This window comes from Vibrio sp. 1641, from assembly GCF_033339995.1.
In the GTDB taxonomy this organism is placed as follows: Bacteria; Pseudomonadota; Gammaproteobacteria; order Enterobacterales; family Vibrionaceae; genus Vibrio; species Vibrio alginolyticus.
Genome location: NZ_JAWOVP010000002.1, coordinates 677,220 through 702,846, shown reverse-complemented (window position 1 = coordinate 702,846; position 25,627 = coordinate 677,220). Strand labels below are relative to the sequence as shown.

Genomic DNA, 25,627 nt, shown 5'->3' with positions numbered 1-25,627 from the left:
TAGTTACTTAGTGACGTTTCACAATTTTACGCGGGATAAGTTCTACGCCAGGCTTGTAACGCTTGGCGGAAGCGTTGAGTGCCAACTCCATTGCGCTGTCCGCGATCAACTCAAACTGTTGAGGCAAAGAGTTGATTTTCACAGGCAAGAAGTCCAGCAGTCGATTATCACCAAATGTTGCTAAACGCACCTTTCCCATCAGTTCTGGTTTTTCTAGCATTACATCCAACACACCTTCTAACAGTGTATATGACGTTGTAACAATGGCATCTGGCAATGCGTTCTCTGTTAACCATCTCTCTAAGACTTTCTTGCCTTCTTCCCGGGAGAAGTGTTGTCCATAGCCCACTGTTGCCGTTTTACCACCTTGTTGAGAAGCAGATAGAAAACCGAGCTCACGCTCTTTTGAGACTTGAAGATCTTGCAATGCACCGATTAAGCCAATGGACTTAATATCCTCTGACAGTACTGACTGAGTGAGTTCAAGTGCGGCATCAAAATCTTCGCTGATGACACAACAAAAGTGCTCATCATCCATTGGACGGTCTAGCGCGATAACTGGCGTACCAGAATTTTGCAACTTAAGGTAATACTCGTTTGCAGTGGGCATACCACTTGCCACAAACAACGCATCAATGCGACGACTGACTAATGCTTCCGCCACCTTTTGCTCTGTATCAGGATCATCATCAGAGCAGCCAATCAAAATTTGGTACCCCGCTTTCCGAGAGTTCTGCTCTATCAGCTTTGCAAGACGCGCATAACTGGTGTTCTCTAAGTCTGGGATGATAAGCCCAAATGAGCGTGAATTACCTGCCCGCAAGGAAGACGCCGCATGATCTGGCTTATAATTGTACTCATCTACAACGGCCATCACCTTTTTCTGAGTCTTCTCGCTGATGCGGTATTTCTGCGCTTTTCCGTTAATCACATAGCTTGCAGTTGTCTTAGAAACACCCGCTAATTTGGCTATTTCATCCAGTGTCATATTCTAAACCTTATTCTGTGCGCGCGATCATATTAATACATCAACGATCTTTCGATAAGTTGAATTATAAGCTGAACCGATTCAGTATAAAAGCTGAAAGGATTCAGCAAAACTTAAAAATTGACGTAAATCACCTGAATACACAACAAACCAATTTGTAGGCTAGGCTATAGGACAGCGCCAAAGACTCATTTGTTAACGTCAGTTTTTAAAACAGTTTTTCTGAGTCTTTTAAAAAATTTACCAACAAGCTGAATCGATTTAGCTTGAAAGATAAAAGGTTTGAGGAGTGATAAGCGCTCAGAAGAAGCGGCGTTCAACTTCTCACACAGAATACATTTTTAAATTGATACCTTAAGGCTGGAGAAGCACCATGCTTAAGCTAAATAAGAACGACATTACCCTCTCGCAATCAGCGACAGATAAGTTTGAAGCAATAAAGAGTATTGCTCATAGCCTGACTGATAAAGGCCTAGTTGAGCAAGGTTACGTTGAAGGCATGCTAAACCGTGAAAACCAAAACTCTACGTTTTTGGGGAACGGTATTGCCATACCGCACGGTACAACCGACACTCGTGCAATGGTGAAAACAACGGGTGTTGCTGTGCACCACTTCCCACAAGGTGTCGACTGGGGTGATGGCAATACTGTGTTCGTCGCTATCGGTATCGCAGCTAAATCTGATGAGCACCTTGGCATTCTTAAACAGCTCACCAAAGTGCTAGGCGCAGATGGCGTAGAAGAACGTCTGCGTAATGCAAAAAATGAAGACGAAATCATCGCCCTACTGCACGGTGATGTTCAGCTTGAAGCAGACTTTGACGCTTCTTTAATTCAACTCATGTTCCCTGCGAGCGACATGCTACAGATGAGTGCTGTTGCTGGTGGTCTGTTAAAAAATACGGGATGTGCTGATAACGAATTCGTTGCTGATCTCGTTACCAAACAACCAACTCACTTAGGTAATGGCCTGTGGTTAATTGGCAGTGACAAACATGTCACTCGCACAGGCGTGTCATTTGTCTCGACGGCAAACGACTGCGAATATGAAGGTCAAAAAGTGCGTGCACTTGTCGCGTTCGCAGCATGTAACAATGCTCACCAATCTATCCTAAAAACGCTTTCTAATATTGTGTTTAACAATGAACACGGCAAGCTTTTAGATGCATCCGTAGAACAGATTCTTGCTTTGTTCAAAGGTGAAGAAGTCACAGCTGCATCTTCAGAAGAAGGCAATACCGCTGTATTTAAAATCAAAAACTCTCACGGCCTACATGCTCGTCCGGGGGCAATGTTAGTCGCAGAAGCGAAAAAGTTTGAATCCACTATACGTGTTGCCAACCTAGACGGAGATGGAAAAGCAGTAAACGCGAAGAGCCTAATGAAAGTCATCGCGCTGGGCGTTAAGCACGGTCACCAACTTCAATTTACAGCAGAAGGCCCTGATGCGCCGCAAGCCTTGGAGTCTATCGGAAATGCAATCGCTTCTGGCCTTGGTGAAGGTTAAGGATCCGATATGACAAACAAAACAAATAAGGTTGTCACTATTACGCTCAACCCGGCATTGGATTTAACAGGTTCAGTAAATGAACTAAACGTTGGTTCCGTGAGCTTAGTACAGCAAAGCAATCTCCACGCTGCAGGTAAAGGTGTCAACGTAGCAAAAGTGTTGAGCGATTTAGGCGCAGATGTCACGGTTACCGGCTTTCTTGGTAAAGATAACCCTGAGCTATTCCATCAGCTTTTCAATGACATCGGCGTTAAGAATGAGTTTGTAGAAGTACAAGGTGCAACTCGTATCAACGTCAAGCTCGTTGAGGCTAATGGAAACGTTAGTGACATTAACTTCCCTGGTGTTCAAGTTACGGCAGAAGAAATCGCGCGCTTTGAAGAAACCCTATTCCGCCTTGCTGAAACACACGATTACTTTGTATTGGCAGGCAGCCTACCGGGCGGTGTTACTGCAGAGCAATGCGCTGCATGGATAGAAGCACTGCATCAACAAGGCAAAAAGGTGTTGTTCGACAGTAGCAAAGCCGCATTGAAGTCAGGTATTGATGCTCACCCATGGTTAATTAAACCTAACGATGAAGAACTTGGTGATTTTGTTGGCGAACATCTAGCAACACCTGAACAGTGCCAAGCTGCAGCGCAAACACTGAGCGACAAAGGCATAGAAAACATCGTGGTTTCTATGGGACCTGACGGTGTTATGTGGCTCAACCAAGGCGAATGGCTTAGTGCAAAACCGCCTCGAATGCATGTCGTGAGCACCGTTGGCGCAGGCGATACGCTGGTCGCTGGCTTGTGTTGGGGCCACATGCAACTGATGCCTAAAAACGATTTATTGCGCTTCGCTACAGCACTTTCTGCTTTGGCAGTTAGTCAAGTTGGCGTAGGGCTAACCAGTCAGGAAGAACTGGAAAATATCAAGCGACAAACTGAAGTTAGCGCGCTTTACCCTATTACAAACTTAGAACAAAACTAAGGAACAGAAGGTTATCGTATGAATATTGCCATTATTACTGCCTGTCCGAGCGGTGTAGCAAATAGCATCCTTGCGGCAGGATTACTAGAACAAGCCGCCGCAAAATTAAACTGGAATGCCAAAATAGAATGTCAATCAAGTGTGGTTGAACCAACACTATTGACGGAAGCTGACGTTGAACAAGCAGAAGTCATTGTCATTGCGGCAAATACTAGCGTCGACACTTCTCGTTTTGTAGGAAAAAAGGTTTACCAAGCGGAAATTAGCGAAGTAGCAAAAGACGCAACTGCGTTTCTCCAGCAAGCGGTTGAAAACGCCACTTTACTTGAAAAAGCAACCACACTTGCAGCCCCTATCACTACAGATACAACATCAGCATCAAAGAAGATTGTTGCAATCACGGCATGCCCTACTGGCGTTGCGCATACCTTTATGGCGGCAGAAGCTTTAGAAGAAGAAGGCAAGCGTCGTGGCCATCAAATCAAGGTGGAAACTCGTGGTTCAGTTGGCGCTAAAAACCAACTGACTGAGCAAGAAATTGCAGACGCCGATCTGGTGATCATTGCTGCGGATATTGAAGTGCCACTTGATCGCTTTAACGGCAAAAAGATGTACCGCACGAAAACAGGTCCAGCTCTGAAGAAAACAGCCGAAGAGATGGACAAAGCATTCGAGCAAGCCACGGTGTATCAACATTCTGGTTCAGCTAACTCTTCATCTTCCACCGAAGAGAAAAAAGGCGCTTACAAACACCTAATGACGGGTGTTTCGCACATGCTTCCTGTCGTCGTTGCAGGTGGTTTGATCATCGCTCTATCTTTCGTGTTCGGTATTGAAGCATTTAAAGAAGAAGGCACACTAGCAGCAGCCTTGATGAACATTGGTGGTGGCTCTGCATTCGCATTGATGATTCCTGTACTTGCTGGTTACATCGCGTTCTCAATTGCTGACCGTCCTGGTCTGGCTCCTGGTCTTGTTGGTGGTATGCTAGCAAGTTCAACGGGTGCTGGTTTCCTAGGTGGTATCGCAGCTGGCTTCATTGCCGGTTACGCAGCGAAACTCCTCGCAGATAAGGTGAAACTGCCACAATCGATGGAGGCGCTTAAACCGATTCTGATCATTCCATTTGTAGCAACATTGTTCACTGGCCTTGTCATGATCTACATCGTAGGCGGCCCAGTTTCAGGCATCATGAACGGCCTGACTGACTTCCTAAACAACATGGGATCTGACAGTGCAGTACTACTGGGTATTATCCTTGGCGCAATGATGTGTTTCGACCTAGGAGGCCCGGTAAACAAAGCCGCTTACGCATTTGGTGTTGGCCTTTTGGCTTCACAAACTTACGCGCCAATGGCGGCAATCATGGCCGCAGGTATGGTTCCTGCGCTAGGTATGGGTTTAGCGACCTTCATTGCGAAGAACAAATTTGAACAAAATGAACGTGAGGCAGGTAAAGCATCATTTGTCTTGGGCCTTTGTTTCATCTCTGAAGGCGCAATTCCATTTGCTGCGAAAGATCCAATGCGCGTGATTCCATCTTGTATGGCAGGTGGCGCACTTACTGGTGCCCTATCGATGCTATTCGGTGCGAAATTAATGGCACCACACGGCGGTCTATTCGTGCTGCTAATTCCTAACGCAATTTCACCAGTATTAATGTATTTAGTGGCTATTGCAGCAGGTACAGCGGTAACTGGCTTTACTTACGCATTCTTAAAAAGCAAAGCAGAAGCGAAACAAGAAGTCGCAGCTTAATTAGAGCGACTCCGGTTAACAATGCCACCCTCGAATTTGGCATTTAGCACCTCCCTTTAATTCCGGTTAAGGGAGGTGTTTTTTATTCCGCAGCCGGAACGGCTACAATGTCTACTTCCCCACTGCTCATATCCACCGTTGCTTGATAAGCGCTATGCGGGTCACCGTAGTGCTTGAAGGTAAAGTGGTAAACGTTAGCTGGCGTCCACAAGGTTTTTGACTCTGCGGGCAGAATGTCATAGCCGTCTTGCTGATAAAGCTCTGTCGCCATTACATTTGCGATTGCCGCCTGCTGGTTAGCGTCTCGATCCACCTTTTGCTCTAGTGACGGGTTACTTGGATAAGACTCACCGTTGTAACTCATGAGTCGATATGAGCCATTACTCCAAACGATAAAGTCCTGCCAACCATTACTGTAACTGTCGGCTAGTACAATAGGCGTGCGAGTTACCGACATTCGATTAATAACGTTTCCCTCATTATCAAACATATATGCAGAGCAGCCACCACTACCACAGAAATAGCGATCTTGAAGCAACACTATGTGTTCTGCCTTGCCGTCGCTGTTTAGGTCGGCGCTACCCGATAGATAACGTAGATTGTCTTGCTCGAGCGACAGCCCTTCAGGGGCTAAAACCTTACTATCAATCCAACTGGAAATGACTTCAGCACTAACACTGTTGACTTTAGGGGCAGGTTGTTTGGTTTCTGTCGGCATGCTATCCGTCGCGGTGCAGCCAACCAAGGTGAAAGAACCAACGAAGAAGAGTCCGTTTAATATACGCTTATTCATGTAATCTCAATCTTTGATGTGTCGTTACATCAGTATACGCATGATTTGCATTGTAATCGTAAGAAAATCATTAAAATCAAGCAAATGAATGGTTTGGTATATATTAGTAAGATCAAAAAAGCCCCGAAGAAAACCTTCAGGGCTAGGCAGGAAGCTGGCAAATAGCCAGGAGTCCCTATGCAGTGGTCGGTTTTACCCTAAACAGAATTGCAAACATCACTGGCACCACTATCAGTGTCAGTACAGTAGCAAAACCAAGACCTGCCATAATCGTTATTGCCATCGAGCCAAAAAAGGCGTCGAAGACCAATGGAATCATCCCCAAGATAGTTGTTAGTGCCGCCATACTTACCGGACGAACGCGGCTTATCGCACTATCAACAATCGCGAGGTAAGGATCTTTACCAGACTCCAACTCAAGGTTAATTTGGTCAAGCAACACAATACCGTTTTTCAAAATCATGCCACTTAGGCTTAACAAACCAAGGAATGCTGTAAAACTGAACGGCATGTTCGTGGTAAGCAAACCAAAAGCAACGCCAATGATCGCTAACGGAACGGTGAACCAAATGACCAACGGTTTTTTGATTGAGTTAAACAGTAAAATAGTAATGATGAACATCAACAAGTAACCCATCGGCAATGAACCGAATAGGCCTTCTTGTGCATCTTTGGATGATTCGTACTCACCACCCCATGTGATTTCGTATCCTTCTGTAACATGCAATGCCATCACTTTAGGCTGTACACGAGCAAATAAGCTTGCTGCCGTGTCGTCACTCAACACATCATGGTCCGCGAGAACGGTTAACGTACGCTTACGGTCACGACGCTGAATTAGCGGCTCACTCCAATCCAGTTGAACGCCATCAATCACTTGATCAACCGGAATGTACGTTTGCAACGAAGGACTCCAAATGGTCACGTTTTGTAGTGATTCAAAATCTACGCGTTCTTCTTCAGGAAGGCGTGTCATAATTGGCAACGTATGTGTACCATCACGCAAGTAACCTAAGGTGCTACCACCAAACGCCATTTGCAGTGTGCTTGAAAGATCTTCTTTCGAAATACCTAAGCGACGAGCTTTAGACTCATTGAAAACGGGTACAAGTTCCTTGGTGCGCTCTCGCCAATCGTGACGAATGTTTCGGGCACCAGGGTCGGTATGAAGGATGTCTTCGACTTGCACCGCCAAGTCACGTAAAACTTGTGGATCAGGGCCAGTAATACGCGCTTCGATCTTAGACGCTGGTGATGGACCAAATTCCATCAATTTAAATTGGAACGTAGGCGCATCAAATGTTTTCGCCAGATTCGCATCTAACTTATGCAGTAAACCAAACATTTTCTCACGATCAGTCGCGCGAACTTGGAACTGAGCGTACGCTTCGTAACTTTTTTCTGGTTGATAGGTTAAAGCAAAACGCTGTAGGCCCTGCCCAATCGAAGCAGAAACAAAGTCAATATCATCTTGCTGACGAATGTAGCTTTCGATCTCTTCAGCTTTTTTGATCGTTTCACGGATGTCAGTACCCTCTGGCATCCACATATCCACGTAGAACATCGGCGTATTCGATGGTGGGAAGAACTGCTGTTTTACATTACCAAATGCCACGACAGCACCCACTAATAGCGCCACCATGCCAGCAACGGTAAGCCAGCGGAATCGCAATGCAAATTTCAGTGATGCCCCAAATACGACAAACAACCAGCCTTTATAAGGATCATCTTCGCTAGTACCCTGCTCTTTGTTTTCCTCTTTCAACAAAAGATCGGCAAGGAAAGGCGTCAGTGTAATAGCGGTAATCCAGCTTAAAAATAGTGAGAAACACAGCACCCAGAATAGAGAGCCCATGAACTCACCTGTCGCATCTTGCGACAAGCCGATAGGTGCAAAAGCCGTAATTGCAATAACAGTTGCGCCCAGCAAAGGCCATTGTGTTTGCTTTACAATATCGACAGCCGCTTGAACTTTGGTACGCCCTTTCTTTAGGCCAACCAATATGCCTTCCACGACAACAATCGCGTTATCAACCAGCATACCCAAGGCAATAATTAACGCGCCAAGAGAAATACGATGCAGTTCGATGTTGTTGTAATTCATCAAAATGAAGGTACCAAATACCGTCAATAACAACACAACTCCAATGATGACACCACTGCGTAAACCCATAGTAAACAGCAACACAATGATTACGATCGCCACTGCCTCCGCTAGACTAATTACAAACGCTTTAACAGATTCATCCACCTCATTGGCTTGGTTGTAAAAGTAGTTCATATCGATGCCAGCAGGCTTGATAGACTCAAGGCTCGCGAGCTCCGCATCCAAACGTTCACCAACCTCAACCACGTTCACACCCGATGCAAACGAGATACCGATATTAATCGCTTTTTGACCGTTAAAGAGTACGACGTTGCTTGGCTTCTCTTGAATACCGCGAGAAATCGTTGCTACGTCTTTTAGACGAATTAGATTTCCTGTGTCACGGCCATGAATGATCAGATTTTCTAGTGCTTCTACAGTGTTTAAGGTGCCGCTTGGGCGAATAACAAGGCTTTCGCCATTGACCATCACTTCACCTGCTGAAACCACATTGTTTTGCTGGTTCAACAAGCTCGAAACCACATTCATGTCTAAGTTCAGTGCAGCAAGGCGATCAAGTGAGATCTCAACGAATAGCATTTCTTGCTGATCGCCCGTGATGTCTACCTTACCAACACCATCAACAAGCTCGATTTCACGGGTCAGGTAATCCGCATAACGTTTCAGCTCTACATAGTCGTAATCGTCACCAGTGAGCATTAACATCACGCCATAAACGTCACCGAAATCATCAATGATCTGTAAAGACTGAACACCTTGAGGCAATGATGGTCGTAAATCATTAATTTTACGGCGCATTTCATCCCAAATTTGCGGCAGTTCATCAGGACCATAGTCCATTTCCATGCTCACCGTTATTTGAGACATACCATTAGAAGACGTAGAGGTAATTTTGTCGATATAAGGGAGTTTTCGAATCTCTTTTTCTAGAGGATACGTCAGCTCTTCTTCAACTTCTTTTGACGTCGCGCCAGGGTATGTTGAGATGATCATGGCATCTTTGATCGTAAATGCCGGGTCTTCTAATCGTCCCAGCTCCAAAAATGACGTTAAACCACCAACAGCAAGGATAATAATGAACAACCAGCTGATGACTTTGTTTTTTATTGAATACTCAGCAATGTTCATTATTGGTTATTCTCCACAACATCCACATGTTTACCTTCGCGTAATTTACGCAGATTTGAATTAATCAGAATATCGCCCTGGCTAACACCTGACGACACAATGGCTCCATTGCCATTCACTTGAGAAATCATGACAGGCACCCGTGTGACAATGTCACCTTCTTTTTTCCACACAAAGAACTCATTCCCTTCACTTCCTGCTTGAAGCGCCGTGACAGGCACACTGTAACCATCGATAGAGGTAATGCCCGCCTTCACCACATCGACCAAAACGCTTACGCTGGTTCCCGGCAATATCTCTGTTTTTGGCTGTGGCATCGTCAAGTACATTTCGTAGGTTTGAGTTTCAGCGTTGGGTTCACTTGTGTGCTCTAAATAGTCCAAAGCAAATCTGCCATCGATGCCGGAGAAGGTTGCTCTAGGCTTGTAGCTCATGCTGTCTGAGTTTGGGTCTACCATCGCTAAAACATTGTCGGAAAGCTCAATACGCACGTAAACCAAATCGTTTTGGTATAGGTTTAACACGGGTTCACCAATTGCCACACGCTCAAAACGTTCTTTGAAAACATCGGATACTTTACCGGCGAACGGGGCGAATAAACGGGTGTAATTCAATTGATTGGTCGCGTTATAGAAAGTAGCCTCAGCTAGCTCTTTATTGGCGGTTAGCTCATCAAGTTCCGCTTTTGAAATCATTTGACGTGCATGCAAGTCTTCACCGCGTTTAAGCTGACGAATTGCAAGTGTGTATTGTGCTTCTGCGTCATTCACGGCTTGCTTCTCTTTGCTATCATCTAGCTTTGCGATCATTTGCCCCTGCTTCACAACGTCACCCGCTTTAACCAATACGTGCTGAACTTCGCCAGCGCGGCGAAATGCCATTGGCGTTTGCTCTGCAGGCACTACTATGCCTTTGAACGCGCGATGTTGACTTTGTACTGGTGCATCCACCGAGATAGTCGACACAAAAAGTGGCTGCTCGACGATAGCTTGGTTTTCATTTTTGCACCCTGTTAAAACTGCAAGTGCAATCGCAGAGATCGTAAATAGAGAACGTTTCATTAAATGCCTCCCTCACGAACCCAAGCTTTCACCACTTGCCCTTCAACCAGTCTCTCAACACCAGCAATAACAACGTAATCATTGTTATCAAGCCCGGCTTTCACACCACCTGCTGCATCAAGTGACACAGTGACTTTATTGACCTGCTGCGTGCTTCTGTCCATTACCCAAACTTCACCTTGCGTCCCATTTTTGTTGACCCAAGCAGACTGAGGTAACGTCATCGCGTCCGATACATGTTGTTTAGCAATGTGTACCTGCCCTGTCATACCTGTCAGCAAATTGCGATCTTCTGGTCGAGTGATGGTCACGATCGCCTCATAACTATTGGTATCGATGTTTGGCTGCGTCGAAATTTCTTTAAATTGCCCAGGGATACGTTTTCCTGGCTCGCTATCCATCGTCACCCACATATCGGAGTTTTGCAGTGACTCAAGTGATACAGATTCCGCATAACTTACTGGCAAGGTGAAAGATACATCCAACGTCGTGTTATCAATGAGATTCAAGATCTCCTGCTTCTCTGCTACTACTTGAAACGGGTTGACATAGGTATATGACACAATGCCATCAAACGGTGCATGAATTTTGGTATAGCTCAAATCGGTTTTAGCTTGTTCGTAGTTCGCCAATGCCGCTTTATATTGAGTTTCTTTCTGATCGTACTCATCAGTACTAATGAGTTTTTTTCCGTAAAGGTTTTTAGCGCGGTCCCATTGTGTTTTCGCTAACGCGTACTGCGCTTGAGCGGCATCTAACGCAAGCTGAAGATCTTTAGGGTCTAACGTTGCAAGCACTTCACCTTTTTGGACCTTTTGACCCATGCGTACACGTAATTCATCTACCTCTCCACCAACCTGAAAAGAAAGCTGCGCGCGATGTGTTGCATCAATACGCGCTAAAAAGGCGTGCGAGTCTTCAAGTTCTAGGTCTTTCACCGCCAGTAATTTTACAGGTTTGATTAAAGGTTCAGACGGCTCAGAAATGGCTTTATTACACCCAGTTAGCATTCCAGAAAGACTTAATGTCACCACTGCGCCAACTAAAGTGCGCTTTAAATATTGTTTTCGCACCCGCTTTCTCCGTAGGTTTTATATATTACACAGCCGTGCAGTATAAGCAGAATTTGAAATTGATCAACATATTTTCCAGGTGGATAGCAAATTAATTAGTCAAAGCGTTCGGTTTCTGGTAAAAGTAAGCGCGTGATTAATATTCGGGAAAATTCGAACTATGAATGAAAGAAAGCAGGGGCGTAGAAGTGCTGAAGCAGCAGAACAAACTAAGTGTCTGATCCTTAAAGTGGCAGCAGATATGTTTTGTGAACTTGGTTACGAGCGTGTCTCGCTGCGCAATATCAGTGAAAAGGCTGGTGTTTCACATAGTTTGATCCGTCACCACTTCGGCAGCAAAGAGAAAATCTGGCAAGCGGTTAGCGATGCAATGGACGAGTTCATGCAGTGCTATATGGCTGAACTCATCAATGAAATGCCGGAGAACACACCTTCGAATAGAAAAATTTATCTGTTTATGGTTCGCATGCTAGCATTTGCTCTTGTCAACCCTCACCCAGTACAGATGATCGCCGATGCCATTCGACAAGGCGATGACGGTGCTCTACTGCAGTATTTCTTAAAGTCAAAAGATGAGTTCGCTGCGATATTTACCGGAATTTTCGAGCAGTACAACAGCGAAAACCCTAATGCACAGTTTGATCAGTGGGAATCAAAATGGCAAATGTTGATCTTCGCACATGGTGCTGTCAGTCTCGCGCCAATGATGCAAGAAACATGGCCGGATATTGCAGATAATCGCGAAAAACTGCTGATCAAGCATTGGGAATTGTTTAATACCATTATGGCCTCTCAATTTGGGATCGCAAAAGAAGAGATGATTCATCCGGAAAAGCTTGAAGATATCGTTATTGATATGTGCTGTACTATTGATGAAGCAGTAAACTAAAAGCAAACAAGCGAAAAGAAGACATAAAAATGCCGAGCTACAAAGCTCGGCATTTTTGTTTCAATTCGTTTTAACCACGGTAGTAGCGTTGTGGTACGAACGGCATTTTTTCAACTGTCATTGGTAGCATTTTGCCACGCACTTCAGCGAACACTTCAGTACCAATCGCCGCCAAATCCGCACGAACATACCCCATTGAGACTGGCTTACCTGCATTCGGGCCCGCCGTACCGCTGGTTACAACGCCAATTTTAACGCCGTCAGCATCAAACAGTTCAACACCTTCACGCACTGGCGCTTTGGTTTGACCTACTAGACCCACACGCTTACGCGCCACATCTTTAGTCTCAATCTGTTTAAGAATAATGTCTGCGCCAGGGAAACCACCTTCACGTTCACCACCAATACGACGAACTTTTTGGATACCCCATAGCAAGCTCGCTTCAACAGGTGTTGTTGTTGTGTCTAGGTCATGACCGTATAGACAAAGGCCACACTCAAGACGAAGTGAATCACGAGCACCAAGGCCAATCCATTCAACTTCATCTTCCGCAGTCAGTTTACGTGCTAGCTCTTCCGCTTTGTCAGCAGGAACCGAGATTTCGTAACCGTCTTCGCCTGTATAACCACTACGAGAAACAATGCACTCGGCGCCTAAAATATCGACTTTACGAATATCCATGAACAGCATTTCAGAAACTTCTGGTGCAAAACGCGCCAATACAGCCGCCGCTTTAGGGCCTTGAATTGCAAGTAGAGCTCGGTCTTCGATAATTTCTAGCTCAACACCAGATGGTAAATGCGCTTGTAGGTGTGCGATATCTTGCGCTTTACATGCTGCGTTCACAACCACAAACAGATGATCGCCTAGGTTAGCCACCATCAAGTCGTCCATGATGCCGCCCTCTTCATTAGTGAAAAAAGCGTAACGCTGTTTACCAGACTCAAGATCCACAATATCCACTGGGACTAATGTTTCTAGGAACGCAGCTGCACCGTCACCAATTAGGCGAAGCTGTCCCATGTGAGAAACATCAAACAGACCTGCCGCATCACGAGTATGTAAGTGTTCCTTCTTTACGCCTAGAGGATACTGAACAGGCATATCGTAACCCGCGAACGGGACCATTTTGGCACCAACTTCAACGTGAAGTGCGTGTAGTGGTGTTTTCAGTAGTTCTTGAGTCATTTTCGTCTCCATTTAGATAGACCCGAGAATGCTATCGGCATTCGATGTGTTTCCAATAATAAACATGGCTCATTCTATTTTGCACGAACAAGACGTAGATCGACTTGCAAAAGTGTGACTCTTAACATTTTAATCACAACAAATCGTACAAAAAAAGCGCTTTAATGAGCAAGTTCTCATCAAAAAAGCGCCTTTTCATCATAACGACCACCAACAGCAATCGTTTGCTTTCACTATAGGAAATTTACAAGTATTTATCACTATTTGGCTGTCACCCACAAAATGAGCGCATCTTCCTCGCTAACACTGGTCAACATATGTCCCATATTTGCATCGTAATAAACGCTGTCTCCCTCGCTTAAAACAACAGGTTCGTAAAACTCAGAATAGAACATAACCTCGCCAGATAAGATAAGTAAAAATTCTTCGCCGTCATGACGAACCCAGTCTTTATATTCATCAAAACTACGAGCTCGAATTTGGCTCTTAAACGGCATCATTTTCTTATTGGAAAGTTGTGTCGCGAGCAGTTCATGTTCATAGGTTTGTGTTGGGTGTGGTTTACCTTCATTCTTCTTGGTAACATCCCTGCGCCCTGTCGCTACCTTTTTTCTAGGTGGCTCAAAGAGTTGTGGCATGTCAATTTGTAAGCCTAGTGCCAATTTTTGCATCGCTTGAAACGTCGGGGAGATCTGCTCATTTTCTATTTTGCTCAGTGTAGATCGAGCAAGCCCGGTTCGCTGACTCGCTTCTTCTAATGTGATACCGAGTTTCGAGCGGATATCCTTAATACGCTGGCCCAGTTTTAACGGCTCGATATTTTGGTCATGTTGCTCTTTTGCCAACGTCATCGATGGGTATTCATCGTAAATACTTTCTGCCATAAATCCCTCTATAGATATCCATATTTTTTGTCTTACTCGCATTGTGCATGAAGCACATAGTGGATAGAAGTCCACCAAGTGAATTAAAGCGTGCTCTTGTTAACAAATTTTGAAATCTTGTTTCCTATAGGAAATTTTTGGTTGATTGTTCCCGTCACAGGCGCTATGTTACCAACTTGTTAGATGTAGAGATGCATATTTCCGTAAGAGATTGGTAAAGGAAACACGCCATCCAACGGAGTTTTTGCCCAAATTTAGGGCCGGATGTTCACTCTGTTCTGCTACGCAGTTCAGCTGTTTTTGAGGACAAATGAACCACAACCGCAAATCATAACTCATCTATTGCGGGTTCATTTTCAGATTTGGAAGGTCAACTACCATGAATAAGAGTTACCCTAACCACAGCTTGGAAAACTTTTTCTCTACCAACCTCTCTGCGACAGATGATGCTGTCTTTGCTGGAATTCAAGCGGAATCCGCTCGCCAAAACGAACAAATCGAACTTATCGCTTCCGAGAACATTGTTTCTAAAGCGGTAATGCAAGCTCAAGGCACATGCCTAACAAACAAATACGCTGAAGGTTACCCAGGTCGTCGTTACTATGGTGGTTGTGAGCACGTAGATACAGTGGAAGCCATTGCTATCGAACGCGCAAAAAAACTTTTCAATTGTGAATACGCAAACGTTCAACCACACTCAGGGGCACAAGCAAACGGCGCAGTAAAGCTGGCACTGCTTCAACCTGGTGACACCATTCTTGGTATGTCTTTAGACGCAGGTGGTCACCTGACGCACGGCGCACGCCCTGCACTTTCTGGTAAATGGTTTAATGCAGTTCAATACGGTGTTGATCGCGAAACACTAGAAATTAACTACGAAGATGTTCGTGAGCTAGCACTTGAGCACCAACCTAAAATGATCATCGCAGGTGGTAGCGCTATTCCACGTACTATCGACTTTGCAAAATTCCGTGAAATCGCAGACGAAGTAAATGCAATTCTTATGGTCGACATGGCGCACATCGCTGGTCTTATTGCAACAGGCGCACACCCTAGCCCACTGCCACACGCACACGTTGTTACGACTACAACACACAAAACATTGCGTGGCCCTCGCGGCGGTATGATTCTTACTAACCACGAAGACATCATTAAGAAAATCAACTCAGCCGTATTCCCTGGCCTACAAGGTGGCCCACTGATGCACGTTATCGCAGCCAAAGCGGTCGCATTTGGTGAAGCGCTTGGCCCTGAATTTAAAACTTATATTGATTCGGTGATCAATAACGCAAAAGTCCTAGCGGAAGTATTGCAAACTCGCGGTTGCGACATCGTAACTGGTGGCACAGACACGCACCTAATGCTGGTTGACCTTCGTCCGAAAGGGTTGAAAGGCAATAAAGCAGAAGAAGCTCTAGAGCGTGCTGGGATCACATGTAACAAAAATGGCATCCCATTCGATACAGAGAAGCCTATGATTACATCGGGCATCCGTTTAGGAACGCCTGCGGGTACAAGCCGCGGCTTTGGCGCTGAAGAATTCAAACTCATCGGTAATTGGATTGGTGACGTACTGGACGGTTTAGTGAACAACCCTGAAGGTGACGCAGAAGTTGAAAAACGCGTTCGCAAAGAAGTAAAAGAACTTTGCAGTCGCTTTCCTCTATACCAGTAAACGATTTTTTTGAAATCATAATAATTCCTGACAAGTTATTCGGAGATTAAGCAATGGACAAAACACTGAAGTTTGCAGATAGCCACGAGTGGGTACGTGACAACGGTGACGGCACAGTAACAATTGGTATTTCTGAGCATGCACAAGAAATGCTAGGTGACGTGGTATTCGTTGACCTACCAGACGTAGAAGACGAAGTTGAAGCAGGTGAAAGCTTCTCTCTCGTTGAATCTGTAAAAGCAGCGTCAGACATCTACGCACCAATCACTGGTGAAATCGTAGAAATCAATGAAGAACTAGAAGACAGCCCAGAGCTAATTAACGAAGAGCCGTACGAAGGTGGCTGGATCGTAAAAGTGAAGATGTCTGATGTATCTGAACTAGATAACCTGAAAGACGCAGACGAATACCTAAACTCTATCGAAGAAGAGTAATTAGGATGTGACGAAAGCTGTTCCCTAGCCTGTTTAGAGAACAGCTTTTTTTCTAGGTTCGGACGTATAATTTAATTTATCAGTAACGCAAATCCGCTACCCGAACCAAGGAGTAGGTAAAGGACAATGACTGAATTACTTCAAAGCCTCAGCACACAAAACGAGTTCGTTGCTCGCCACAATGGACCAAACAAATCTGACCAACAGAAAATGTTGGAAGCGATCAACGCAGTTAGCCTAGATTCGCTTATCGACGAAACCGTACCAGCACAAATTCGCCTAGAGCAACCAATGAGCTTGGCAGAAGCGAAAAGCGAAGCAGACATGCTGGCAGCAATGCGTAAGTTCGCCGATCAGAACCAAGTTAAACGTACATTCATTGGTCAGGGTTACTACAACACCTTCACGCCGAACGTGATTCTACGCAACGTGATGGAAAACCCGGGCTGGTACACTGCTTACACCCCTTACCAACCAGAGATCTCACAAGGTCGTTTAGAAGCACTTCTAAACTACCAACAAATGGTGATGGATCTTACTGGTATGGAAATCGCGAACGCGTCATTGCTCGATGAAGCAACGGCAGCAGCAGAAGCGATGACACTTTGTAAGCGTGCGGGTAAAAGCAAGAGCAACGTATTCTTCGTTGCTGACGACGTTCACCCACAAACCATCGAAGTGGTAAAAACTCGTGCGAAATTCATCGGCTTTGAAGTCTTGGTTGGTTCTTTAGAATCACTACCAGAGCAAGACGTGTTCGGCGCACTAGTTCAGTACCCAAGTACAACAGGTGAAGTTCGTGACCTAACGGACATCATCGCTAAAGCGCAAGCAAACAAAACACTAGTGACTGTAGCAACGGACCTTCTTGCTTCTACCCTACTTAAACCTGCAGGTGAAATGGGCGCAGACGTAGCAATCGGTTCAGCACAACGTTTTGGCGTGCCGATGGGTTACGGCGGTCCACACGCTGCTTTCATGGCAACGCGTGATAAGCACAAGCGTACAATGCCTGGTCGTGTTATCGGTGTTTCTATCGATACTAATGGTAACCAAGCACTGCGTATGGCAATGCAAACGCGTGAACAGCACATCCGTCGTGAAAAAGCGACATCAAACATCTGTACTGCTCAAGCACTGCTAGCGAACATGGCGTCTTTCTACGCGGTTTACCACGGCGCAGAAGGTCTACGCACGATTGCTCGTCGTACGCACCACATAACAGCCATCCTAGCCGCTGGCCTAACTAAAGGCGGCTTCGAGCTTGCTCACAACAGCTTCTTCGACACCATCACTATCAACACAGGTGCACAAACTGAAGACCTATACGCGAAAGCACTAGCCGCAGACATCAACCTACGTAAGTTGGGTACTCAGCTAGGTGTGAGCTTCGACGAAACCACAACCGTGGCAGATGTAGAAGCCCTATTCGCAGTATTCGGTGTGAAAGAAGAAGTCACAGCACTATCAACTGAAATCGCAGGCAACGAGTTTGCAGCCATTCCAGAAGCATTGCGCCGCACAACAGAATATCTAACACACCCTGTGTTTAACACGCACCACAGCGAAACACAGATGATGCGTTACCTAAAACAGCTAGAGAACAAAGACTTCTCACTCACGCACGGCATGATCCCACTGGGCAGCTGTACGATGAAGCTGAACGCAGCAGCAGAGATGATTCCAGTAACTTGGCCTGAGTTTGGTTCGATCCACCCGTTCGCACCAGCAGAACAAGCAGCTGGTTACGCAGCACTCGCAAAAGACCTTAAAGAAAAGCTATGTGAAATCACTGGCTATGACGCATTCTCACTACAACCAAACTCTGGTGCATCGGGTGAGTACGCAGGTCTTATCGCGATTCAACGCTACCACGAAAGCCGTGGCGAAGGTCACCGCAACGTATGTTTGATCCCAAGCTCTGCGCACGGTACTAACCCTGCGACAGCATCTATGGTGTCAATGAAAGTGGTTGTGGTTAAGTGTGATGAAGAAGGCAACATCGACATCGACGACCTAGCAGCGAAAATCGAGAAACACAAAGACAACCTATCAAGCATTATGATCACTTACCCTTCGACGCACGGCGTTTACGAAGAGAAAGTGAAAGAAGTGTGTGAAATGGTTCATGCCGCCGGTGGTCAGGTTTACCTAGACGGCGCTAACATGAACGCGCAGGTTGGTCTAACATCACCAGGCTTCATCGGTTCAGACGTTTCTCACCTAAACCTACACAAAACCTTCTGCATCCCGCACGGTGGTGGCGGTCCGGGTATGGGTCCTATCGGTGTGAAATCTCACCTAGCTCCTTTCTTACCAGGGCATATTGAAGACGGTGTAGAAGGCGCAGATTTCGCAGTATCAGCAGCAGATATGGGTAGCGCTTCTATCCTGCCTATCTCTTGGGCTTACATCGCAATGATGGGCGAAGCTGGCCTAACAGATGCTACAAAAGTAGCAATTCTGAACGCAAACTACGTGATGGAAACACTTCGCCAACACTACCCTGTTCTTTACCGTGGCAAAAATGGCCGCGTAGCGCACGAATGTATTATCGACATTCGTCCGCTGAAAGAAGAAACAGGTATCAGCGAAGAAGACATCGCGAAGCGTCTAATGGACTACGGTTTCCACGCACCAACTATGTCGTTCCCTGTAGCGGGCACGCTAATGGTTGAGCCAACGGAATCGGAAGATCTAGAAGAGCTGGACCGCTTCTGTGATGCGATGATCGCTATCCGCGAAGAAATGGAGAAAGTGAAAAACGGTGAATGGCCACTGGATAACAACCCACTTGTTAACGCGCCACACACTCAAGTTGATCTTTCAGCTGAAGATTGGGACCGTCCTTACTCTCGCGAGATTGGCTGCTTCCCGTCTAAAGCGACCAAATCTTGGAAGTACTGGCCAACGGTAAACCGCGTAGATAACGTATACGGCGACCGTAACCTAATCTGTTCATGCCCAAGCATCGATAACTACGAAGATTAATTTTTGTAGTCTCTAAATCGACAAAGGCGAACCGTTTGGTTCGCCTTTGTTTTTGGTGTGCCGCCCTAACATTTGTTGATACATCGAGAAGGAATGATGGCTAGTTATTGTTTGCACAAAAGTGATTTAGAAATACAGTGACTTCTGAGAACCTTTGAATTAGCACTAATATCTCAGAGCCTTAAAAGCTTGTTGGAAACTCCTCATGAACACTATGTTATGCAGGTGCTATGTAGTTTCTAGTTCAGTTGCAGTAAGTCCCATTTATTACCATAGAGATCTTGGAACACCACCACTGTCCCGTATTCTTCCACACGAGGCTCTTCATTAAATACAACACCATTTTTCTTCATCAACTCGTAGTCACGCCAAAAATCATTAGTTTGCAGAAACAGGAAAACACGGCCACCTGTTTGATTTCCTACTGCATGCGTTTGCTCCGGTGTACTCGCTTGAGCTAAAAGTAGGTTTGTACCATTGGAGTTTGGAGGAGAAACTTGAACCCAGCGTTTACCACCACCTAGGTTGGTATCTTCAACCAGAGTGAATTGAAGTTTTCGAGTATAGAATTCGATAGCATCGTCGTAATTTTCAACGACTAGAGCAATGTTTCCGATTTGCTGCTGAACAGTTTTGGCCATGATGATTTCCGCTGTGTCAAAACGCTAATTGTACGCTATTTTGAGACTTTTCTAGAAAGCACGTAACGCCTTGCAAATGTTTAAGGCACACAATACGAATGTTTACGCACAGCGCCTTTGCCACTAGAACCTACAAACAATATAGCTACCACAAGTGTCGAATCTTGATTGAGCAACTCATCAAAGCCTTAGCTATAACTCAAGAGCAAACCTCTAACCTAATAACGAAGGCTGCTCGTATACCACGGTATTATAGTTCTTCTAGTTTTCCCTTAGCTAAATCTTCTTGTTGCTTAAGGAACATGAAGAAGTTTGCCTCACTGATAAACGGGTTACCGCTTGTGCCGAGCTTCTTCCTATTTTCAAAAAGGAAATTTTTATGTGGATGGTTCGAAAGGTTAACGTTCACAATAGGTGCCTGTAGTGAAATTTTTCTAATTTTCTCCATGCTAGTCAGGAACTGGCCAATAACTTCTGGATCATTGCTACTTACGCTATGCCCACCAACGATAAAAGCACGATATTGTTCGCCATTATCTTCAACAGTGAAGTCTAAGGAATAATCACCTTCCGTGTGGCCAGGTGTGAGATAGAACTTAAACTCATGTCCACCAATAGCCATAGAGCTATCGCTTTTTATCTCTATGTCTAAATTTGGAGGAAGGAACTTGTTCTCACCTTCGCTTTTGTTTGATTGCTGTATAGATAGTTCATGAGCGCTTTTGGTCATCACGACTTTGGAACCATACTTCTCTTGAAGTAACTGGGCGCCTCCAACGTGGTCAGAATGCCCATGAGTTACCAATATGTGCGTTATTGGCTTATCTTTTAGCCCTAGCTTTTCTAGGTTGATAGGTATCCACTCAGAGTAAGGGAAATCAAGCGTATCAATGATAACCAGTCCGTCGTCTGTAGCAATGGCATATGATGAGACCCACTTGTCTCCTATATAATAGACATTATCAAACATTTGAAATGGTTCTACATAACCGTTCTTATCATTCATTGCTGGAACATATTGACTTAAAGAAGCAAAAGACGAAGCACTTAAAAGTAAACCTACAACAATTTTTTTCACGAAATCACACACAAATATATCCTTAATAATTTCTTATAGAACCTCGCGGATGAGAAAGCTCTAAACGATTTTCAGACGCAAATACAACTGCAAATACTTTCTACTTAGCTTTAGTTTTAGCTGACCGAATCACTTGTAAACTCGAATCCCATTAACTGCCTATGTATTCATGATTCTTTTAGAGGTTAAATAAATGAACTCAATTGAAGCAGAGTCATGAAGCTTCAATTGAGGTTACCGGCACAGCACAATGTGATAAACCTCTTTCAAGCAAACATTTGAATGCGATTTTTCCAATTTAAGACATGTTCAATAAATGCATCAACTCTTGCAGGCCTTTTATCGCGGTCTCGATACATAATGAATACTTCTTTACCCGAGCATTGCCATTCTGGCAACAAAGGCAGCAGGTTATGTTGATCATGATTTAGCTCATGAAAGTAATAGGTTGGAATCCACGCAATTCCTAAACCATGGATGACGGCGTCTCTAACTAGCAGTACATCATTTGAAGTGAATTGAAACTTTAGCGGATGATCAAATGTTTCATTGGTGATTTGATTAACTAATTTCCATTGGCTGTCGTTGTTTACCGTAATTAGGCGATGATGAACAAGTTGTTCTGGATGGGTAATCGGTTGGTGTTGTTCTAAATAGCTTCGTGATGCACAAAGCGCAAATGGAATCGACCATAATTTCTGAGCAATCCAGTCTTGTTCAATAAGATCACCAAGACGAAAACTAACATCGACACGGTTAGATACAAGATTGATTTTTTCATTCTGTACATCTAAATCGATACATATCTTCGGATGTTGCTCTGCAAATTCATAAACGCACCGCTTTAACCACATCTGTGTCATGTTAATTGGCGCTGATATTTTGATCGTTCCGCTTAAAGACTGACGCTCAGTCGCAATTCTCGATGTCACATTATTTAAGCTAAGAAGTAACGGCTCACAGAGTTGATAATATTTTTCGCCATCAGTTGTTAACGCAAAGTGGTGTGCACTGCGGTTAAATAGTCTGCAATTTAAGTTTGTTTCCAGCCTTTTTAACTTCCGGCTTAGCGTGGCTAACGGGACATTAAGACGCTCAGATGCTTGTGTTAGGCTTTGATAGCGAGCAACAGAAACGAATAACAAAAGATCATCCAAAGAGTGACGTTCCATATTTGGGATTAACCCTCTTAAATTTGGCTATTAAAAATCAAATATGAAATATATAGCATTATCGCGTCAAGTTAATTTTTATCAGGAAGATCTATGTCTAAGCATTTATCAATTTGGTGCGGTGTTGTTGTCGCTATCTTTTTTTGGTCTAGTAACTTTAACGTAATAAAGGCTATTAATAGCGATGTCTCTCCTTTGGATTCAGCGACGTTACGATTTTCCGTTGCAGCTTTAATACTCTTACTGATAAGAGGTACTAAACGCTCTCCATATGGAGCCAAACTCACACGAAAAAGTATGTTGTCGTTGTTTGTTATAGCAACCGTGGGTGTAACTATCCAAAACTTCTCTATTTTCTCTGCAATGAGATTTACTACCCCAGTTAACGCAGCGGTTGTTCAGGCAAACCTACCACTTGTCACTATCTTGTTGTCGGGCTTTATTCTCAAAACTTCCATTTCGGTTAAAACTCTTTTAGGTGCACTAATCAGTTTTTGTGGAGTGGTAATCGTCATTACAGGGGGAAATATTCATTCTATTAGCAGCAATAGTAATATTGGTGATCTATACATGTTATTTGCTTTAATTAGTGGGTGTTTATACACAATTCTAGCGAAGCGTTTAACATCTCATATCCCAGTAACTCAGCAGTTACGTTGGGTGTTAAGTATTGGTGCCATTCAAATGGTCGCTATAGCGATGTACCACGGCGACTTTAGCCGTAGCTTAAATGCCATAACATTTAAAGACCTAGCATTAATAGCTTACATGAGCCTGTTTGGAACTTTGATTGCTTATTACTTTTGGATGAAAGGCGCTATCGTTCTTGGTCCAGATAAGATGTCTCCATTATTTAATATTATGCCGGTATTCACTCTACTGATTTCGTTCATTTCTGGTGAGCAGGCTCAATGGGAAAATGTTTTAGGCGTCTTTATCGTTGCGGCTGGTGTGTATATAGGTAACTCAGCACCTTTTGCTCGTTTACGGAAGGTGGTGGAGTAAAAATAGACGCCAACCTTAAGTCGCATTATTTAGAGCAATACTTTGTTAATTGGCATAAGTTTTCTTGGTTTCCAATAGGTACACTTTTCGCTTTCGTCGTTCACTCTTTTATCTAATTTTATTGAGTGCATGTCGAAAATCTTCAATCTTTTGCTAAGAGCGTTTTTTACTATGTAAAAAACAGAGGAGAATGACCATGAAAAAACGACTCAACTATATTGAAGTAGCGCCAAAAGCAATAGAAATCCTATACGCTCAGGAAGCTTACTTCCATGAACAATTTAGCCAATCAGAAACTATGAACATGATCATATGGGAACTGGTTAAGTTACGCATATCGCAAATCAATCAATGTGCATTTTGTATCGACATGCATAGTAAAGATGCGCTTAAGTTAGGTGAAAAGCCGGAACGCATATGGGGGCTTAGTGCATGGAAAGATATGCCATTCTACAGCGATGCAGAACACGTTGCGCTTGGCTGGGCTGAATTACTAACTGCTGGCCTACCAGTAGATGATGATACCTATCAGCTGACCTTGAATACCTTTGGAGAAGAAGCTATGGTCAACCTAACAATTGCGATCAACGCGATCAATAGTTGGAACCGAATAGTTAAGGCATTTAAGCCAAAGGTTGGAGTCTATAAACCTCGATAATTCTATTTGACGGTTCTTACTTGTAAGCCACTGCTTATGCCTCAACTTTATATGATGAAAAGTACATGTGTATCACTTTCTCATTTAAGTTGAGGTTAAATAGGATGATTCATTTGAACTTAGAATTTGATATTTTAAAACCTCAAAAGGCTTTAGCTGGCTATGTTCAAGCCATTTGGTCAGCATCCGTCAAACCTGATACGACGCAAACCGTACGTAAACAATTACTCAGTGATGCTGGTACAGGTGTGGTATTCATTTTACAGAATGAAGTACAAATGGATGGTGAGTGGCAAACGCCGGGGGTTGTCCTACTGCCTATAAGCATTCTCGCACATCAGGTCTGCCTACCGCCAGGCGCGGTGATGACTGGCGTACGCTTTCATCCTGCTGTTGGTTATCAACTATTTGGTAAACGTCTAGAACAGCTATTGCGGATTCAAGACGACCACCCTTTGGCTTCTTCTGCGCTAGCAACATTTGAGTCTCTGCAAACAGCGCGTTCGCCATATGCAAGGATTTCTACGTTATATCGCTGGGTTCAAACACTGATTGAGGAATATGAACCGCAGTATGTCGGCCACATTATTGACCAACCTACAGGGACCATCAGTCAGCGCCAGAGAGAGCGCAATTTTCAGAAATGGTTGGGGATTACTCCTAAACATTACCAACGCATTAAACGAGTGAAGCACACTTTAGAGCAACTCCGAGCGCAACCCGATCTTACTTTATCGGAGTTGGCGCTGGAGCAAGGTTTTTCCGATCAAGCACACATGACTAGAGAGTGTAAGCAGATTGCGCGCATGACACCGAAGCAGTATGTCCGAAAGAGAAACCTCTAAACCTTATTAGCTTTCTACATCAAACCCCATTGATTCAGAATCGACCATATACTTGTTACAATGTTCGATCATATATCACCTACTTTTTCGATCGCTCATTCCAGCTTGATGTGAGTTGGTTAGCTCGCTTTTGATGCCGCGTGCCGCTCTACCATAAACGCGATCACTTCTTCGTTTAAGCAAGATTTGCTGATGTATTGGCGTTGTTTACCAAGGTGAAGGATAAAGCCCAAATCAGTTTGTTCGAGTTGGTCGATATCATTCCAAGCGAGGCTGCGGTCAACTTTACCGCTTCTGTAGCGCACGCCATCTGCATTAACTTCAAACACCACTTTGTTGCCACGACTTGAACTTATGGTTTGACGCCATAGCCACCAGGTTCTTTTGAAGTAAACGCTACACGCTTCAATCACACTCAATACGATAAAGAACCAACCGACGTAACCGTTAGGTAGCAGTTCAAACTCCAATAAAACCACACCAAAGATAAGAAACAGCATCCCTTTTAGGTACGCTTGTGGGAACTTCGTTGGCTGGCTAGTTTGATCATAACACTCAGCAAAGAAAGGTTTGTCGAGTATGTATTCTGTAGTGAATTCGAAATCTTTAGACATGTATGGTTACTTCAAGGCTTCTGTAAATGAGTAATCTTGGTTGCACTCTCGGAACACCTGCATTGTAGCGCTTCTCGGGATTTATCTTTAGTCCTTTTGATTCTGTTTTGTAAATCAATGATACCGCCACGCCAAAAGACCTCGGTGCACTCGCCA

At 44.4% G+C, this 25,627-nt stretch carries 21 protein-coding genes; 10 read left to right on the top strand and 11 right to left on the bottom strand.

Annotated elements, in window-relative coordinates; translation table 11 throughout:
- Window positions 1-7: 7 nt before the first annotated feature.
- A complete protein-coding gene (gene cra, locus R7Z47_RS07030; RefSeq protein WP_005386066.1) occupies window positions 8-988 on the bottom strand; it encodes a catabolite repressor/activator in 981 nt (326 codons plus the stop codon).
- A gap of 373 nt (window positions 989-1,361) precedes the next feature.
- Between cra and fruB the strand changes: the two genes are divergently transcribed.
- Genes fruB through fruA form a run of 3 tightly spaced genes read left to right on the top strand, consistent with a single transcriptional unit; the run spans window position 1,362 to window position 5,234 of the window.
- Complete coding sequence (gene fruB, locus R7Z47_RS07025; protein WP_213960948.1) at window positions 1,362-2,495, top strand: fused PTS fructose transporter subunit IIA/HPr protein; 1,134 nt, start codon at window positions 1,362-1,364, stop codon at window positions 2,493-2,495.
- Window positions 2,496-2,504: 9 nt separating this feature from the next.
- Entirely contained in the window at window positions 2,505-3,476 is a 972-nt protein-coding gene (gene pfkB / locus R7Z47_RS07020) for a 1-phosphofructokinase (RefSeq protein WP_042520798.1), read from the top strand.
- A gap of 18 nt (window positions 3,477-3,494) precedes the next feature.
- Entirely contained in the window at window positions 3,495-5,234 is a 1,740-nt protein-coding gene (fruA, locus tag R7Z47_RS07015) for a PTS fructose transporter subunit IIBC (protein ID WP_005376409.1), read from the top strand.
- A gap of 82 nt (window positions 5,235-5,316) precedes the next feature.
- Here the strand turns inward: fruA and R7Z47_RS07010 are convergent, their stop codons facing one another.
- The 4 genes from R7Z47_RS07010 to R7Z47_RS06995 all read right to left on the bottom strand — a co-directional run bounded on the left by R7Z47_RS07010 (window position 5,317) and on the right by R7Z47_RS06995 (window position 11,396).
- Window positions 5,317-6,027: a hypothetical protein gene (locus R7Z47_RS07010; RefSeq protein WP_047103537.1), complete on the bottom strand. Its 711-nt coding sequence runs from the start codon at window positions 6,025-6,027 to the stop codon at window positions 5,317-5,319.
- A gap of 175 nt (window positions 6,028-6,202) precedes the next feature.
- Window positions 6,203-9,262: an efflux RND transporter permease subunit gene (locus R7Z47_RS07005; RefSeq protein WP_318129921.1), complete on the bottom strand. Its 3,060-nt coding sequence runs from the start codon at window positions 9,260-9,262 to the stop codon at window positions 6,203-6,205.
- On the bottom strand, window positions 9,262-10,323 hold the full coding sequence (locus tag R7Z47_RS07000) for an efflux RND transporter periplasmic adaptor subunit (RefSeq protein ID WP_262606753.1): 1,062 nt from the start codon (window positions 10,321-10,323) through the stop codon (window positions 9,262-9,264). The genes R7Z47_RS07005 and R7Z47_RS07000 overlap by 1 nt, the downstream gene beginning before the upstream one ends.
- Window positions 10,323-11,396 carry an efflux RND transporter periplasmic adaptor subunit gene (locus R7Z47_RS06995; RefSeq protein WP_017820965.1) on the bottom strand — a complete coding sequence of 358 codons (1,074 nt, stop codon included), beginning with the start codon at window positions 11,394-11,396 and terminating at the stop codon, window positions 10,323-10,325. The genes R7Z47_RS07000 and R7Z47_RS06995 overlap by 1 nt, the downstream gene beginning before the upstream one ends.
- A 160-nt stretch (window positions 11,397-11,556) precedes the next feature.
- On the opposite strand from R7Z47_RS06995, the gene vdeR reads away from it, so the two are divergent.
- The gene (vdeR, locus tag R7Z47_RS06990; RefSeq protein ID WP_017820966.1) at window positions 11,557-12,285 is read left to right on the top strand and encodes an efflux transporter transcriptional repressor VdeR; all 729 of its coding nucleotides are present in this window, start codon (window positions 11,557-11,559) and stop codon (window positions 12,283-12,285) included.
- A gap of 70 nt (window positions 12,286-12,355) precedes the next feature.
- On the opposite strand, the gene gcvT is transcribed toward vdeR, so the two are convergent.
- A complete protein-coding gene (gcvT, locus tag R7Z47_RS06985; RefSeq protein WP_017820967.1) occupies window positions 12,356-13,474 on the bottom strand; it encodes a glycine cleavage system aminomethyltransferase GcvT in 1,119 nt (372 codons plus the stop codon).
- A 260-nt stretch (window positions 13,475-13,734) separates the two neighbouring features.
- A complete protein-coding gene (locus R7Z47_RS06980; RefSeq protein WP_005376429.1) occupies window positions 13,735-14,358 on the bottom strand; it encodes a helix-turn-helix domain-containing protein in 624 nt (207 codons plus the stop codon).
- 379 nt (window positions 14,359-14,737) lie between these two features.
- Between R7Z47_RS06980 and R7Z47_RS06975 the strand changes: the two genes are divergently transcribed.
- From R7Z47_RS06975 to gcvP, 3 genes are all read left to right on the top strand, one after another.
- Window positions 14,738-16,033 carry a serine hydroxymethyltransferase gene (locus R7Z47_RS06975; RefSeq protein WP_005376430.1) on the top strand — a complete coding sequence of 432 codons (1,296 nt, stop codon included), beginning with the start codon at window positions 14,738-14,740 and terminating at the stop codon, window positions 16,031-16,033.
- Window positions 16,034-16,086: 53 nt separating this feature from the next.
- Window positions 16,087-16,467 carry a glycine cleavage system protein GcvH gene (gcvH, locus tag R7Z47_RS06970; protein WP_005376432.1) on the top strand — a complete coding sequence of 127 codons (381 nt, stop codon included), beginning with the start codon at window positions 16,087-16,089 and terminating at the stop codon, window positions 16,465-16,467.
- A gap of 126 nt (window positions 16,468-16,593) precedes the next feature.
- On the top strand, window positions 16,594-19,458 hold the full coding sequence (gene gcvP, locus R7Z47_RS06965; RefSeq protein WP_154204337.1) for an aminomethyl-transferring glycine dehydrogenase: 2,865 nt from the start codon (window positions 16,594-16,596) through the stop codon (window positions 19,456-19,458).
- 239 nt (window positions 19,459-19,697) lie between these two features.
- On the opposite strand, the gene R7Z47_RS06960 is transcribed toward gcvP, so the two are convergent.
- The 3 genes from R7Z47_RS06960 to R7Z47_RS06950 form a co-directional block, all read right to left on the bottom strand.
- Window positions 19,698-20,099, bottom strand: coding sequence for a VOC family protein (locus R7Z47_RS06960; protein WP_137282666.1), 402 nt, complete (start codon window positions 20,097-20,099; stop codon window positions 19,698-19,700).
- Window positions 20,100-20,349: 250 nt separating this feature from the next.
- Window positions 20,350-21,177, bottom strand: coding sequence for an MBL fold metallo-hydrolase (locus R7Z47_RS06955; RefSeq protein WP_239945295.1), 828 nt, complete (start codon window positions 21,175-21,177; stop codon window positions 20,350-20,352).
- A gap of 266 nt (window positions 21,178-21,443) precedes the next feature.
- Window positions 21,444-22,349: a LysR family transcriptional regulator gene (locus R7Z47_RS06950; protein WP_005376440.1), complete on the bottom strand. Its 906-nt coding sequence runs from the start codon at window positions 22,347-22,349 to the stop codon at window positions 21,444-21,446.
- A gap of 93 nt (window positions 22,350-22,442) precedes the next feature.
- On the opposite strand from R7Z47_RS06950, the gene R7Z47_RS06945 reads away from it, so the two are divergent.
- From R7Z47_RS06945 to R7Z47_RS06935, 3 genes are all read left to right on the top strand, one after another.
- On the top strand, window positions 22,443-23,354 hold the full coding sequence (locus R7Z47_RS06945; RefSeq protein ID WP_154204335.1) for a DMT family transporter: 912 nt from the start codon (window positions 22,443-22,445) through the stop codon (window positions 23,352-23,354).
- Window positions 23,355-23,550: 196 nt separating this feature from the next.
- Window positions 23,551-24,012 (top strand): carboxymuconolactone decarboxylase family protein, encoded by a 462-nt coding sequence (locus R7Z47_RS06940; RefSeq protein WP_005376442.1) that lies wholly within the window; start codon window positions 23,551-23,553, stop codon window positions 24,010-24,012.
- 104 nt (window positions 24,013-24,116) lie between these two features.
- Window positions 24,117-24,857, top strand: coding sequence for a helix-turn-helix domain-containing protein (locus R7Z47_RS06935; RefSeq protein ID WP_170960428.1), 741 nt, complete (start codon window positions 24,117-24,119; stop codon window positions 24,855-24,857).
- A gap of 119 nt (window positions 24,858-24,976) precedes the next feature.
- Here R7Z47_RS06935 and R7Z47_RS06930 read toward each other — a convergent pair whose 3' ends face one another.
- Window positions 24,977-25,471 (bottom strand): YcxB family protein, encoded by a 495-nt coding sequence (locus R7Z47_RS06930; RefSeq protein WP_213962484.1) that lies wholly within the window; start codon window positions 25,469-25,471, stop codon window positions 24,977-24,979.
- Window positions 25,472-25,627 lie beyond the last annotated feature (156 nt).

What these genes read in the sequence shown, in the direction of transcription:
- gcvP (WP_154204337.1), top strand. Translation starts at nt 16,594, where the DNA reads ATGACTGAATTACTTCAAAGCCTCAGCACACAAAACGAGTTCGTTGCT.
- fruA (WP_005376409.1), top strand. Translation starts at nt 3,495, where the DNA reads ATGAATATTGCCATTATTACTGCCTGTCCGAGCGGTGTAGCAAATAGC.
- R7Z47_RS06975 (WP_005376430.1), top strand. Translation starts at nt 14,738, where the DNA reads ATGAATAAGAGTTACCCTAACCACAGCTTGGAAAACTTTTTCTCTACC.
- gcvT (WP_017820967.1), bottom strand. Translation starts at nt 13,474, where the DNA reads ATGACTCAAGAACTACTGAAAACACCACTACACGCACTTCACGTTGAA.
- R7Z47_RS07010 (WP_047103537.1), bottom strand. Translation starts at nt 6,027, where the DNA reads ATGAATAAGCGTATATTAAACGGACTCTTCTTCGTTGGTTCTTTCACC.
- vdeR (WP_017820966.1), top strand. Translation starts at nt 11,557, where the DNA reads ATGAATGAAAGAAAGCAGGGGCGTAGAAGTGCTGAAGCAGCAGAACAA.
- gcvH (WP_005376432.1), top strand. Translation starts at nt 16,087, where the DNA reads ATGGACAAAACACTGAAGTTTGCAGATAGCCACGAGTGGGTACGTGAC.
- cra (WP_005386066.1), bottom strand. Translation starts at nt 988, where the DNA reads ATGACACTGGATGAAATAGCCAAATTAGCGGGTGTTTCTAAGACAACT.
- R7Z47_RS06950 (WP_005376440.1), bottom strand. Translation starts at nt 22,349, where the DNA reads ATGGAACGTCACTCTTTGGATGATCTTTTGTTATTCGTTTCTGTTGCT.
- fruB (WP_213960948.1), top strand. Translation starts at nt 1,362, where the DNA reads ATGCTTAAGCTAAATAAGAACGACATTACCCTCTCGCAATCAGCGACA.
- R7Z47_RS06960 (WP_137282666.1), bottom strand. Translation starts at nt 20,099, where the DNA reads ATGGCCAAAACTGTTCAGCAGCAAATCGGAAACATTGCTCTAGTCGTT.
- R7Z47_RS06940 (WP_005376442.1), top strand. Translation starts at nt 23,551, where the DNA reads ATGAAAAAACGACTCAACTATATTGAAGTAGCGCCAAAAGCAATAGAA.
- R7Z47_RS06930 (WP_213962484.1), bottom strand. Translation starts at nt 25,471, where the DNA reads ATGTCTAAAGATTTCGAATTCACTACAGAATACATACTCGACAAACCT.
- R7Z47_RS06935 (WP_170960428.1), top strand. Translation starts at nt 24,117, where the DNA reads ATGATTCATTTGAACTTAGAATTTGATATTTTAAAACCTCAAAAGGCT.
- R7Z47_RS06945 (WP_154204335.1), top strand. Translation starts at nt 22,443, where the DNA reads ATGTCTAAGCATTTATCAATTTGGTGCGGTGTTGTTGTCGCTATCTTT.
- R7Z47_RS06980 (WP_005376429.1), bottom strand. Translation starts at nt 14,358, where the DNA reads ATGGCAGAAAGTATTTACGATGAATACCCATCGATGACGTTGGCAAAA.
- R7Z47_RS07000 (WP_262606753.1), bottom strand. Translation starts at nt 10,323, where the DNA reads ATGAAACGTTCTCTATTTACGATCTCTGCGATTGCACTTGCAGTTTTA.
- pfkB (WP_042520798.1), top strand. Translation starts at nt 2,505, where the DNA reads ATGACAAACAAAACAAATAAGGTTGTCACTATTACGCTCAACCCGGCA.
- R7Z47_RS07005 (WP_318129921.1), bottom strand. Translation starts at nt 9,262, where the DNA reads ATGAACATTGCTGAGTATTCAATAAAAAACAAAGTCATCAGCTGGTTG.